Here is a 12,987-nt window from a genome sequence, read left to right as displayed (position 1 = left end):
GTTCCGCCAGGAGCACCGCTGGGTAGCTATGTACGGAAGGGATAAGCGCTGAAAGCATCTAAGCGTGAAGCCCCCCTCAAGACTGAGATTTCCCAATTAGTAAGACCCCTTGAAGACGACGAGGTAGATAGGTTGGGGGTGGAAGTGCAGTAATGCATGGAGCTGACCAATACTAATCGGTCGAGGGCTTATCCTAAAGATAAGACGCAATGAGTTTCGGGTCCAGTTTTCAGGGTGTAACCTTGAAGGTATGTAGAAGTACATACAACAAGCGTATGGCGATTCATTCACACAATCTGTGATGAACCGAATAACCTTACGGAAGAATTTGCGAGGCAAATTCATGTTTGGTGGCGATAGCGGAGGGGTTCCACACGTACCCATCCCGAACACGACCGTTAAGCCCTCCAGCGCCGATGGTACTTGGACCGCAGGGTTCTGGGAGAGTAGGACGTTGCCAAGCAAAAGTGAAAAAGGATGATACCCTCAGTGAGGTTATCATCCTTTTTTTATGCATTTTGTGGATGGACACCTGATTCTAAGGTTGACAGAGGGAAGAGGCTTTGCGACACTCTAAGTGCGTATTTTTTTAAAGGTCCAAGTATACGAGCGAGGTGACGAAGTTATGGAGATCAGACAATTACAACGTGAGGAATTTGAAGCAGCTATAGGATTATCCCAGTATGCTTTTCAGTTTACAATGACCCCGGAGGATCTGGAGAAAGCCAAGAAGAAATTCAAACCAGAACAAACATGGGGGATATTCGACGGACCTGACTTGAACGCTAAACTGACTTTGCTACCACTACAGGTATACATACATGGTCAGGTTTTTGATATGGGAGGCATTGCTGGTGTGGCAACGTGGCCGGAAAAGCGTCGCGGAGGTATGGTTTCACGTTTGTTGACGCATGCGCTTGAAGAAATGAAGACTGCAGGACAAAGCCTTTCTTTTCTGCATCCATTTTCTTTTGCCTTCTATCGTAAATTTGGATGGGAAACGTATACTGAGTACAAAAAATACGTCATTCCAATTGATAAATTCCCTGCTAAACTTAAAACAGAAGGTATAGTCAAACGGGATATCAAAAATATTTCAGAACTAGACCAAGTGTATCAATCGTATGCTTCACGTTACAATGGTACGCTGGTACGAGATAAGGCATGGTGGCAGGAACGGATTTTAAATGAGAATTATCGAACTGTAGTATATTACACAGATGCAGGCGATCCTCAGGGATATGCACTATACAAAATAGAAGATAAACAGTTAAATTGTGATGAGTTGGTATATGAAAATGAGACGGCACGTCGGGCTTTGTGGACTTATTTTGCAAACCATGACTCAATGATAACCCAAGGTAAATTTATTTACGTTCCAGCAGATGACAATCTGCCTTTTTTACTCGATGATCCGCGAATTCAACAGGAAACGGTGCCTTATTTTATGGGGCGTATTGTGGATGCTGTTGCTTTTGTAGAGAGATACCCTTTTGAGCAGATTGGAGAGGAGACAAGTTTAACCTTACATCTGACAGATCGGTATGCTCCTTGGAATGAAGGAGTATGGAGATTAACGATTACTACGGAGGGGCAAGGACATCTGGCAAGAGTGGATAAAAGTAATTTATCTGAGAACGACACAGTAGCTGACTTGGAACTGGGAATTCAGTCATTAACAACTTTAATGCTCGGCTACCAGCAAGCTGATAACCTGTTTAATTGTGGGCGCATTGAAGGAAGCAGTGAGTCTGTGGCTGCACTTAAACGTGTAATACCAACAAAACAAACGTTCCTATTGGATTTTTTCTGATAAAGGCCCAATTAGATTTTCTTAATGCCCAACTCTTTTTAACCAAATTGGATGTGGGATATCATAATTATTCAAAGCTCTTTCCATAATGGGAAGAGTTTTTTTGTTCTAGGGTATAAAACATAATTAGATTGCGAAAAATGGTATTGACCCCTTGGCAAAAATGAAATTTGTGCTATAATACAAATATAGTCAAAGAAAGTCAAAGTCAATCAGAACCAGTGTGTATCTACAGAAGTATAGCAATAATGACATGATTTGCGTATAGTTAGGAGCTGCTTCTTATGGACAGAAGAGAAGTGTATGATTTATCGCAAATAAAGGTCACACTAGAAACGAAACGGTACAATTCCAATGGATGTACAATAGGTAATGGCCTGAGTACAGCTTAGATTCGTGACTTTACCGTTTGGTTAAGTTCAATATACGGCGGACTCTGTGGAGCGTGAAATGTACTTGAATACTTGCGTTTCCGTTAGTGGAGGATGATGAAATGCGCAATGTTTCCGACATTATTGAACAATATTTGAAGAGCATGCTGCTGGAAAGTCCCCAAGGCTTAGTGGAGATTCAGCGCAATGATCTGGCTGACCGCTTTTCCTGCGTACCGTCGCAAATTAATTATGTAATTAGTACCCGGTTTACGCTGGAAAAAGGTTATGTGGTGGAAAGTAAACGCGGTGGTGGAGGTTATATTCGGATTCAGCGAATTCAATTACCTGCACAGCATGCGATCCATACACACCTTCATCAGAGCATCGGGGAGGAAATTAGCCAATCGGCAGCAGAAGGATTGATTTATCAGTTAGAGGAAGCTCATTTTTTAAGCAAAAGGGAAGCTGGTCTTATAAAGGCTGCTTTATCAAGAGATACGTTATTGCTGAAGCTTCCCTATCGTGACCAACTGCGAGCAAGATTGCTTAAGGCTATGCTGATCTCGTTGCTGGCGGCCAAATAGCTAGTATCCATTAACCAGTGAATAGAGATTTGCAATTCAGATGTAGGGATTTGTAAAAATCCTGACGTTGAAGGAGGTGCTTTTATGCTGTGCCAAGAATGTAATATGCGGCCGGCAACTTTGCATTTCACCAAAATTGTGAATGGCGAAAAGACAGAGTTTCATATTTGTGAGACATGTGCGAAGGAAAAAGGGGAGATGATCCCTGGAACACCTAATGGCTTTTCGATTCATAGCTTGTTGTCGGGGATGTTGGATTTTGATTCTAGCACTAAAAGCCAGTCTTCAGGTCACAGTGTTCCCCAAAATCTGCAATGCAAGGATTGCGGTATGACTTATACACAGTTTAGTAAGCTAGGACGTTTTGGATGTCCATCATGCTATCAATATTTTGATAGTCGTCTGGACCCTCTGTTCAAGCGTGTGCATGGTAGTACGAGTCATGTTGGGAAAGTTCCGGTCCGTACTGGAGGCCGACTAAAGGTTAAACGGCAAATTGATGATTTGAAAAAAGAGATGCAACAACACATTGTACAGGAAGAATTCGAATCAGCTGCTGAGCTTAGGGATCAAATCAGAAAGCTTGAAAAAGAAATGACTGAAGAGTAAAGTTTGTGAAGAGTAGGAGGGAATGCGTGATGCCCAATATCCGATTTACGGAAAAGCCGCTAAGTGATTGGATGCGTGGTGATGCTGCGGATTCGGAGATTGTCATTAGTAGCCGGGTAAGAATTGCGCGTAACTTGCAGCATCTGCCTTTTCCCATGCTTGCTACCAATCAGCAGTCGGAGGAAGTGCTTCAACGCTTAACGGATATCCTTCAGTATGATGATTTGGGTCGTTTTGGTACTTTTCATACCTTGAAAATATCCGAGTTGGATGAGATCGACAAGCAGGTACTGGTTGAGAAGCACTTGATTAGTCCTAATTTGGCGAACGAATCTCGCAACGGTGCTGTGTTGATTAGTGATGATGAATCAGTTAGTGTTATGATAAATGAAGAGGATCATTTGCGTATTCAGTGCTTATATCCCGGATGTCAGGTTAGAGAAGCTTGGGAACGCGCTATGGTCATTGATGATGCATTTGAAGCGCATGTTGATTATGCATTTGATGATCAGAGAGGTTTTCTGACCAGTTGCCCGACGAATGTCGGCACAGGTATGAGAGCTTCGGTGATGATGCATTTGCCCGCATTGGTCATGACTCATCAAATCAATCGTATATTGTCCGCTGTTTCACAGGTGGGTCTTACAGTTCGCGGTATTTATGGTGAAGGCAGCGAAGCAGTTGGGAATTTGTTTCAGGTATCCAATCAGATTACCTTGGGACAAACCGAAGCGGAAATTATCGAGAATCTGCATGGCGTGGTGCTGCAAATTATAGAGCATGAACGTTCTGCCAGAGAACGATTGATGAATGAATCCATGCTGCGGATTACAGATCGGGTGATGCGTTCATTCGGTATTTTGTCATATGCAGCAGTTTTGGATTCCAAGGAGGCTGCACAGCGGCTGTCCGATGTACGTCTCGGTGTAGATTTAGGAATTTTGGAGCGTCCTTCCATTGCAGCGATGAATGAGCTTAATGTGATGACGCAACCCGGCTTTTTACAAAAAAGCTTTGGGGATAAAATGAATACCGGTGAGCGCGATATGTACCGGGCGAAGCTGATCCGGCAAAAATTAGGCACAACCCTTTAATATATAGAATGATCTGAAATACACACTGTGGAGGTGCAGGATATATGATGTTTGGAAGATTTACGGAACGTGCACAGAAAGTGCTTGCCTTGGCCCAGGAAGAAGCTGTTCGATTGGGACACAACAACATTGGCACAGAGCACATTTTGCTAGGACTCATTCGTGAAGGTGAAGGAATTGCAGCGAAAGCCTTAATCGGTTTAGGGCTGGGACTGGAAAAAATCCAGGATGAAGTGGAAACACTGATTGGACGCGGTCAAGAGCAACCGACGAACATTGCCTATACTCCACGTGCCAAAAAAGTCATTGAGCTGTCTATGGACGAAGCACGTAAATTGGGTCATACCTATGTAGGTACCGAGCATATTTTGCTAGGCCTTATTCGTGAAGGTGAAGGCGTAGCAGCACGTGTACTGAACAACCTGGGTATCAGTCTGAACAAAGCGCGTCAGCAAGTGCTTCAATTGCTCGGCAGCAGCGAGGCGGTTTCCAGCCATCACGGTGCTCCAGCTAATGTCAGCACGCCAACTCTGGACAGTCTGGCACGCGATCTGACGGCTTCTGCGAAGGAAAATAACCTGGACCCCGTTATTGGGCGCAGCAAGGAAATTGAGCGCGTTATTCAAGTGCTCAGCCGCCGTACAAAGAACAACCCTGTTTTGATCGGTGAACCTGGGGTAGGTAAAACGGCGATTGCCGAAGGATTGGCACAAAAAATCATAGCGAATGAGATTCCCGAAACGTTGCGCGACAAACGCGTAATGACACTCGATATGGGTTCTGTAGTAGCAGGTACTAAGTATCGTGGTGAATTTGAGGATCGCTTGAAAAAGATTATGGACGAGATTCGTCAAGCTGGAAATATCGTACTGTTCATTGATGAGCTGCATACACTGATTGGTGCTGGTGGAGCGGAAGGCGCAATTGATGCGTCCAACATCCTGAAACCTGCTCTGGCACGTGGCGAGCTGCAATGTATCGGTGCCACCACGCTGGATGAATACCGCAAATATATTGAGAAAGATGCTGCTTTGGAGCGTCGTTTTCAACCTATAACCGTGGATCAACCTTCTCCAGAAGAAGCGATTCAAATCTTGTATGGTCTGCGCGACCGTTACGAAGCGCATCACCGTGTAAAAATCACTGATGAGGCTATTGAAGCTGCAGTAAGATTGTCAGATCGTTATATTACGGATCGCTTCCTACCGGATAAGGCTATTGACCTTATTGATGAAGCGGGCTCCAAGGTAAGGCTGAATTCCTATACAGTACCGCCAAACCTGAAACAGCTGGAAAACCGTCTGGAAGATATCCGTAAGGAAAAAGATTCAGCGGTACAAAGCCAGGAGTTTGAAAAGGCAGCTGCACTGCGCGATACAGAGCAAAAAATTCGTGAAGAGCTGGATGTCACTAAAAACCAATGGAAAGAACAACAGGGGCGTACAGATTCCGAAGTTACACCAGAGGATATTGCTCAGGTCGTTGCCATCTGGACTGGTGTCCCAGTCAGCAAGCTGAAGGAAGAAGAAACACATCGTTTGCTGAATATGGAGCAACTGTTGCATGAACGGGTGATTGGGCAGGACGAAGCTGTTAAGGCAGTAAGCCGGGCGATTCGCCGGGCACGCGCCGGTCTGAAAGATCCGAAGCGTCCAATCGGCTCCTTTATTTTCCTCGGTCCAACTGGGGTTGGTAAAACAGAGCTGGCACGCGCCTTGGCTGAATCTATGTTTGGTGATGAAAATGCGGTTATCCGTATTGATATGTCCGAATATATGGAGAAACACTCCACATCCCGTTTGGTAGGAGCGCCTCCAGGATACGTAGGATATGAAGAAGGTGGCCAACTGACTGAAAAGGTACGTCGTAAGCCTTACTCTGTTGTGTTGCTGGATGAAATTGAAAAAGCACACCCGGAAGTATTCAATATTCTGCTGCAAGTGTTGGAGGATGGACGTCTGACGGATTCCAAAGGACGTGTTGTTGACTTCCGTAACACACTCATCATCCTAACATCCAACGTTGGTGCACAGGCAATCAAACGTAACTCCACGCTTGGTTTTACAGCTGTTGTGGACGCTGGGGCGGATTACGATAACATGAAAGGCAAAGTGATGGATGAGCTGAAGAAAAGCTTCCGTCCTGAGTTCTTGAACCGGATAGACGAAATTATCGTTTTCCATTCTCTCGAAGAAAAACATATTGCCGAAATTGTTTCACTCATGTCCGAAGAGCTGCGTAAGCGTCTGAATGAATATGAGGTGGACTTCGAGTTGACAGACAAGGCTAAGAATTTCCTTGCCAAGGAAGGCTTCGATCCAGCGTATGGTGCGCGTCCATTGCGTCGTGCAATCCAGAAGCATATTGAAGATCGCCTGTCCGAGGAACTGTTGACTGGAAACATTTCTAAAGGCGACTCTCTCTATATTGATGAAGAGAACGGTGCATTGACAGTAACGAAAAAGGATAATGTATCCGCGAAGTCCTAAAGCAGTTTAGTAAATAAAACATTAGAAAAGGGTGTCTCGCAGGCTGGAAAGCTATTGCGAAGGCACCCTTTTTGTGATTGAACACCTTGAAAGGGTAGGGTAAAAGCTTTGGGAAAGTTTGTGATATTGCTTTACGTCCGCCAAGCTTCAATGGTAAACTTTTATTGTTACAGCTCTTTCAGGTGCTGTGTGAAGATAAATTTGACATCATCGTTGTCAAGAAGGAGCCAGGGAATAAAGTATGGCTAAAGTGAAAACTAAATTTTCCTGTACAGAATGTGGCTATGAATCGCCTAAATGGTACGGAAAATGTCCTGGATGCCAGGCATGGAATTCCATGGTCGAAGAAACGGAAAGCGTTGTAAAAACTCAAGGAATGGGATCTTCCCTTCTTACTCATAGCACAAAAGACAAACCGCTTCCTATTATTGAAGTGGAGAGTGGCAAAGAAACACGAATTTTGACGGGAATTGGTGAATTAAATCGTGTACTCGGTGGAGGTGTGGTGCCAGGTTCACTTGTTCTGGTGGGTGGTGACCCGGGGATCGGTAAGTCTACGCTTATGCTGCAAACCTCTAATGAGCTGGCTTTAACTGGTTTAAAGGTACTCTACGTGTCTGGTGAGGAATCCGTCCGCCAAACGAAGCTACGTGCAGATCGCCTCGGTGCTTTGTCTCCCAGTCTGTACGTATTATGTGAGACGAATTTGGAGACGATTGAAGAAGCAGTGGACAGCTTGAAGCCGGAGTTTTTGGTCATCGACTCGATACAGACTGTATATTTGCCTGAGGTGACAAGTGCGCCTGGTAGTGTAGCTCAGGTGCGCGAGTGTACTTCACGATTTATGCGGATTGCCAAGGGATTAGGTATTGCTACAGTACTGGTAGGGCATGTGACCAAAGAAGGCGCTATTGCAGGTCCGCGTTTGTTGGAGCATATGGTCGATTGTGTACTTTATTTTGAAGGAGAGCGCCATCATACGTATCGGCTGTTGCGTGCGGTTAAGAATCGTTTCGGTTCTACGAATGAAATTGGTATTTTTGAAATGGCCGAAAGTGGTTTGCGTGAGGTGGCGAATCCTTCTGAGCTCTTCCTGTCCGAACGGCCACTGGGGGTGGCTGGTTCCACAGTCGTTGCCAGTATGGAGGGAACCCGGCCTGTGTTGGTTGAATTGCAAGCATTAATTGCGGCTACGCATTTTCCATCTCCACGCCGAATGGGTACGGGGATTGACCATCATCGGATGGGATTAATCATTGCCGTATTAGAAAAGCGGATGGGCATGTTTTTGCAAAACCAGGACGCTTATCTCAATGTTGCTGGAGGCGTAAAGCTGGATGAACCAGCGGTGGATTTAGCCATAGCGGTGAGCATTGCTTCCAGCTTTAGGGATGCTCCTACCAAGCCGTACGATGTGATTTTTGGTGAAGTAGGACTGACAGGCGAGGTGCGGGCTGTATCCCGAGCAGAACAGCGAGTGCGAGAAGCAGAGAAATTAGGTTTCAAACGGGTGATCATGCCCGAGAAAAGCTTGAAGGGCTGGACACATCCAAAAGGGATACAAATTATAGGAGTTGGAACGGTGGCAGATGCACTGGCAGCCGCATTAGATTAGGGGGCATTGAGGATGAAGGAAGCGAGCCAACTGGATAAAATGAACGATTTGCTACGGCTTGTGGCACCGGGAACTCCCTTTCGCGACGGATTGGAAAACGTTTTGCGTGCCAAAACGGGTGCTCTTCTGGTCGTTGGCTATAGCCCGGAAGTAATGGAAGTCGTGGATGGCGGTTTCTCTATTAATTGTGACTTTTCGCCGAACTATTTGTATGAGCTGGCTAAAATGGACGGCGCAATCATATTGAGTGAGGATTTAAAACGAATTTTATATGCCAATACGCAATTGATTCCCGATTCTTCCATTTCGTCCATAGAAACAGGGATTCGGCATCGGACGGCGGAACGAGTTGCAAAGCAGACTGGCAAACTGGTTGTGTCTATTTCCCAGCGTCGTAATATTATTACGTTGTATCAGGGGACTTTACGGTATGCGCTCAAGGAAATCGGGGTTATTTTAACGAAAGCTAATCAGGCTATTCAGACGTTAGAAAAATATAGATCCGTATTGGGGCAAGCCTCAACGAATTTAACTGCATCTGAATTCGAAGAACTGGTTACCATGCCGGAGGTCGTTAATGTCATTCAACGGATCGAAATGGTGCTGCGCATCAAAATGGAGATCAAACGATTTATTAACGAGCTCGGGAATGAGGGCAGGCTGATTAGCATGCAGATGGAGGAGCTTGTCAGTAATATCGAGGAAGAAGCTTGGTTGCTGTATAAGGATTATGCCAAAGACGACAGCGACGAGAAGATCCGTGAAATTATATTGGGACTCAAACGTTCTACGGACGACGAATTACTGGATGTGAATCATATAGTACGTTTATTAGGCTACCCTTCTTCAGCAGCGACATCAGAAGAATATATTGCTGCACGCGGATATCGGGTGCTGAACAAAATACCTCGTTTGCCAAATGTGATTATTCATAATCTGGTAGAGCGGTTTGGACGTTTTCCACATGTCATCACTGCAACGATAGAAGAACTGGATGAAGTGGATGGTATAGGAGAGGTTCGTGCACGTACGATTAAAGAAGGGCTTAAACGTTTACAGGAACAAGTTTTTATTGACAGACAAATGTAAATGTAATACAGTGAAAGGATTATAATGGAACAATTCATACATTGAGGTGAAGAGATGATTACCAAATCAATTCCGAACATGTGTACCTTGGGTAACTTGTTTCTCGGAATGATCGCCATTTTATTGGCCGTAGACGGAAAATACAGTCTTGCCGCTATTATGGTTATTGTCGCCATGTTGTTGGACGGACTGGATGGAAGGATGGCCCGGGCTTTGAATGCCCAGAGCGAATTCGGTAAAGAACTGGACTCCTTATCAGATATGATATCTTTTGGTGTTGCTCCCGCAGTTATTATGTACATGGTTGCTTTTCATGATGCGAATTCGGCTTTGGCTTGGACGGTTACAGCCATTTTTCCGATGTGCGGAGCATTGCGTTTGGCTCGATTTAACGTACGTCCCGGTGTACCAGGTTATTTCACAGGTTTACCCATTCCGGCAGCAGGTGGCGTATTAGCCACGTTGTCCTTATTCCATAACGAGATTTCATTGTTATACATGTCGATTGCCATGTTGCTAGTCTCTTATTTGATGGTTAGCTCCATGAGATATCCAAATTTCAAAAAGGTCGGCCTTCCGAAAAAAGCGATCTGGGTTGCTCCGTGGGTCGTAATTGCAGCGGTGGTTCTAGCTGTTAAATTTCCTGATCAGCTGTCGAAGCTGATTTTTGTACCACTGGTGCTTTATGCGTTGTACGGTATGAAGCTGAACATTCGGAAGTTATCACGCAGACGTGGACGTGAGCGGGATCGTTCTAAACAGGAAGAACAGGACGATCAATATCGTCATTCGCAACGTTAGTGTCAGACAAGGACTACAAGAAGCATTTATTTCCTTGATTCATTCAAGGGGATAAATGCTTTTTTTATGCATAAAAAGTGAAAACACAGGGTTAGTTATGTGGGAAATGGACCATACTGGTAAGGGAAGTGCTATGTATCCAATAAATAGCAGACTGTTGAAAAGAAAATAAAGGAGGTATAGAAACTCAATGTGGAGAAAGGCTATTTTAACTTTTACAGGATTGTGCGGCGCGTGGTTTGGCTATACGTTATACCAGCGGATAGGAGGCTTAGTAACGTGGATGCCACAATGGTTGAGTGATGGTTCTTTACCAGGAATGGCTGTTTGGATGTTAGCGGGAGCGGTGGTATTTATGGTTGGCTGCTCATTCGCAGGGGCGTCCGTGGCGAATCGATTGCAGCAGGGTATTGAAGGTTTGGTACGAATTCCGATGAATGAGATGATGGCAGGTGTCATGGGGCTAGCAGTGGGGCTGATCCTTTCCTTGGCAGTTTATCCACTCTTTTCAGGGTTAGGGGCACCTGGTTTACTTATCCAGACCGCGGTTACCTTGGTATGTGGATATGTGGGGTTGATGGTTGGGCTAGAAAAACGGGACGAGTTGTCATCCTTTTGGAGTTCAGGCTTTTTTGGTCGGGGAACGGATGTAGAAGAACGCAAGCTGGAGGAACATAAAATTTTGGACACCAGCGTCATTATAGATGGGCGTATTGCGGATATCTGCAAGACAGGTTTTATTGAAGGGACCATTGTGATTCCTGAATTTGTGTTGGAGGAGCTTCAGCATATCGCAGATTCTTCAGATTTACTTAAGCGTAATCGTGGGCGGCGGGGTCTGGATATTTTGAATAAAATCCAAAAAGAGCTAGATGTGAATGTGCTGATTTATGAGGGAGATTTTGAGGAAATTTCAGAGGTCGACAGTAAGCTGGTTAAGCTTGCAAAGGTGTTGCAGGGTAAGGTTGTAACTAATGATTTTAACCTGAATAAAGTATGCGAACTTCAAGGTGTGTCTGTGCTGAACATCAATGATTTGGCGAATGCAGTGAAGCCTGTCGTACTGCCCGGTGAGGAGATTATGGTGCAGATTATCAAAGATGGCAAGGAGCATGGGCAAGGTGTCGCTTATCTGGATGATGGTACGATGATTGTTGTGGAGGGTGGACGTGACTATATTGGATCTCTCATGGAAGTACTGGTCACGAGCGTACTTCAGACCTCTGCGGGCCGCATGATCTTTGCTAAACCGAAATTATTGGAAAAAGCTCAATAAACGAGGTATGATGAAGTAGATGTGTTATCATACGGATCGTCCAAGTACGATCAGGGCAGGAGTTATTTGAATGAACAATCAGGTAGGAGTCGTGATTGTGGCGGCCGGGCGCGGCTCCCGTATGGGAACGCAGGAGAGCAAGCAATTTCTGCTTTTGCGAGACAAGCCCATCTTCATACATACACTTGAAATATTCGCAGCAATGCCTGAAGTGGATGAAATGGTGATGGTTACTGGAACTGGAGATGTGGAACGCTGCAGAGACTGGATTCATCAATACAAGATTGGTAAAAATGTACGGGTGGTGGCTGGTGGCAGTGAACGCCAGCATTCGGTTTATCGCGGTTTGCGCCACTTGCGAACAGATTGGGTGATGGTGCATGATGGTGTGCGGCCATTGATTCAACCTGAGCTTGTACGTTCATGCCTGGAGGCTGCTCAGCGTACTGGTGCTTCTGTAGCGGCAGTACCTGTAAAGGATACGATCAAGCAAGTGAACGGGGATGGTATCATTACAGCAACGCCGGATCGCCGAAGTCTGTGGACTATTCAAACGCCACAGACTTTTCGTCTTTCCGATCTGCTGCGGGCTTATGAGGAAGCGGAGCAGACAGGATTTTTGGGGACAGATGATTCCATGCTGGTGGAGCGAATAGGCATTCTAGTTACTGTCGTTCAGGGCAGCTACAAGAACATCAAAATTACTACGCCTGAGGATTTGGAGATGGCGGCGTTATGGGTAAAGACAGAGGGAGAGGATATCAAATGATTAGAGTGGGGCAAGGATTTGACGTCCACCAGCTGGTGGAAGGAAGGCCATGCATCATCGGAGGCGTAAATATTCCGTATGAAAAAGGTTTGCTGGGTCATTCCGATGCAGACGTGCTGCTGCATGCCATTAGCGATGCTATCCTGGGTGCGCTTGGCTTGGGAGACATCGGAAAGCATTTTCCAGATAATGACCCTGAATTTAAGGACGCGGATAGTCTTAAGCTACTGGAGCATGTGTGGGGGCTGGCTAAAGAGCGGGGATACCGATTGGGGAACATCGATTCTACAATTATTGCGCAGAAGCCCAAGATGGCATCGTACATCCCGCAGATGAATGAAATCATCGCCCGGGTGCTGGAAGCAGAGGAGTCATCCCAGGTAAATGTCAAGGCGACGACGACGGAGCAACTCGGGTTTACCGGGCGAAGCGAGGGAATCGCGGCTCAGTCGGTTGTCTGTCTAATCAAGTAAA

The 12,987-nt window shown here is 45.5% G+C and carries 11 protein-coding genes and 2 rRNA genes; all 13 read left to right on the top strand.

Annotated features, from left to right (window positions below; translation table 11 throughout):
- A 23S ribosomal RNA gene (locus tag C400_RS0119070) occupies positions 1-196 on the top strand; the annotation flags it as partial.
- A 150-nt stretch (positions 197-346) separates the two neighbouring features.
- Positions 347-463 (top strand): 5S ribosomal RNA (rrf, locus tag C400_RS0119065).
- 162 nt (positions 464-625) lie between these two features.
- Positions 626-1,813: a GNAT family N-acetyltransferase gene (locus tag C400_RS0119060; protein WP_017427902.1), complete on the top strand. Its 1,188-nt coding sequence runs from the start codon at positions 626-628 to the stop codon at positions 1,811-1,813.
- 493 nt (positions 1,814-2,306) lie between these two features.
- Entirely contained in the window at positions 2,307-2,771 is a 465-nt protein-coding gene (locus tag C400_RS0119055) for a CtsR family transcriptional regulator (protein ID WP_016818631.1), read from the top strand.
- 84 nt (positions 2,772-2,855) lie between these two features.
- Positions 2,856-3,380 carry a UvrB/UvrC motif-containing protein gene (locus tag C400_RS0119050; RefSeq protein ID WP_016818632.1) on the top strand — a complete coding sequence of 175 codons (525 nt, stop codon included), beginning with the start codon at positions 2,856-2,858 and terminating at the stop codon, positions 3,378-3,380.
- A gap of 29 nt (positions 3,381-3,409) precedes the next feature.
- Entirely contained in the window at positions 3,410-4,474 is a 1,065-nt protein-coding gene (locus C400_RS0119045; RefSeq protein WP_017427901.1) for a protein arginine kinase, read from the top strand.
- A gap of 44 nt (positions 4,475-4,518) precedes the next feature.
- Positions 4,519-6,963 carry an ATP-dependent protease ATP-binding subunit ClpC gene (clpC, locus tag C400_RS0119040; RefSeq protein ID WP_016818634.1) on the top strand — a complete coding sequence of 815 codons (2,445 nt, stop codon included), beginning with the start codon at positions 4,519-4,521 and terminating at the stop codon, positions 6,961-6,963.
- 241 nt (positions 6,964-7,204) lie between these two features.
- Positions 7,205-8,578 (top strand): DNA repair protein RadA, encoded by a 1,374-nt coding sequence (gene radA / locus C400_RS0119035; protein WP_013373291.1) that lies wholly within the window; start codon positions 7,205-7,207, stop codon positions 8,576-8,578.
- A gap of 12 nt (positions 8,579-8,590) precedes the next feature.
- A complete protein-coding gene (gene disA, locus C400_RS0119030; protein ID WP_013312183.1) occupies positions 8,591-9,667 on the top strand; it encodes a DNA integrity scanning diadenylate cyclase DisA in 1,077 nt (358 codons plus the stop codon).
- A gap of 54 nt (positions 9,668-9,721) precedes the next feature.
- Positions 9,722-10,468: a CDP-diacylglycerol--serine O-phosphatidyltransferase gene (gene pssA, locus C400_RS0119025; protein ID WP_016818635.1), complete on the top strand. Its 747-nt coding sequence runs from the start codon at positions 9,722-9,724 to the stop codon at positions 10,466-10,468.
- 190 nt (positions 10,469-10,658) lie between these two features.
- Positions 10,659-11,744: a PIN/TRAM domain-containing protein gene (locus tag C400_RS0119020; protein WP_017427900.1), complete on the top strand. Its 1,086-nt coding sequence runs from the start codon at positions 10,659-10,661 to the stop codon at positions 11,742-11,744.
- 70 nt (positions 11,745-11,814) lie between these two features.
- A complete protein-coding gene (gene ispD, locus C400_RS0119015; protein ID WP_017427899.1) occupies positions 11,815-12,513 on the top strand; it encodes a 2-C-methyl-D-erythritol 4-phosphate cytidylyltransferase in 699 nt (232 codons plus the stop codon).
- Positions 12,510-12,986, top strand: coding sequence for a 2-C-methyl-D-erythritol 2,4-cyclodiphosphate synthase (gene ispF, locus C400_RS0119010; protein WP_016818638.1), 477 nt, complete (start codon positions 12,510-12,512; stop codon positions 12,984-12,986). The genes ispD and ispF overlap by 4 nt, the downstream gene beginning before the upstream one ends.
- Position 12,987: the final 1 nt, after the last annotated feature.

Origin of the sequence: Paenibacillus sp. ICGEB2008 (assembly GCF_000307675.1) — a bacterium.
Lineage (GTDB): Bacteria > Bacillota > Bacilli > Paenibacillales > Paenibacillaceae > Paenibacillus > Paenibacillus polymyxa.
The sequence above is the reverse complement of the archived record's forward strand: the minus strand, read 5'-3'. Positions and strand labels throughout refer to the sequence as shown.

Excerpts from the sequence above, each read along its gene's own strand:
- C400_RS0119060 (WP_017427902.1), top strand. The coding sequence starts at position 626 with ATGGAGATCAGACAATTACAACGTGAGGAATTTGAAGCAGCTATAGGA.
- C400_RS0119055 (WP_016818631.1), top strand. The coding sequence starts at position 2,307 with ATGCGCAATGTTTCCGACATTATTGAACAATATTTGAAGAGCATGCTG.
- C400_RS0119050 (WP_016818632.1), top strand. The coding sequence starts at position 2,856 with ATGCTGTGCCAAGAATGTAATATGCGGCCGGCAACTTTGCATTTCACC.
- C400_RS0119045 (WP_017427901.1), top strand. The coding sequence starts at position 3,410 with ATGCCCAATATCCGATTTACGGAAAAGCCGCTAAGTGATTGGATGCGT.
- clpC (WP_016818634.1), top strand. The coding sequence starts at position 4,519 with ATGATGTTTGGAAGATTTACGGAACGTGCACAGAAAGTGCTTGCCTTG.
- radA (WP_013373291.1), top strand. The coding sequence starts at position 7,205 with ATGGCTAAAGTGAAAACTAAATTTTCCTGTACAGAATGTGGCTATGAA.
- disA (WP_013312183.1), top strand. The coding sequence starts at position 8,591 with ATGAAGGAAGCGAGCCAACTGGATAAAATGAACGATTTGCTACGGCTT.
- pssA (WP_016818635.1), top strand. The coding sequence starts at position 9,722 with ATGATTACCAAATCAATTCCGAACATGTGTACCTTGGGTAACTTGTTT.
- C400_RS0119020 (WP_017427900.1), top strand. The coding sequence starts at position 10,659 with ATGTGGAGAAAGGCTATTTTAACTTTTACAGGATTGTGCGGCGCGTGG.
- ispD (WP_017427899.1), top strand. The coding sequence starts at position 11,815 with ATGAACAATCAGGTAGGAGTCGTGATTGTGGCGGCCGGGCGCGGCTCC.
- ispF (WP_016818638.1), top strand. The coding sequence starts at position 12,510 with ATGATTAGAGTGGGGCAAGGATTTGACGTCCACCAGCTGGTGGAAGGA.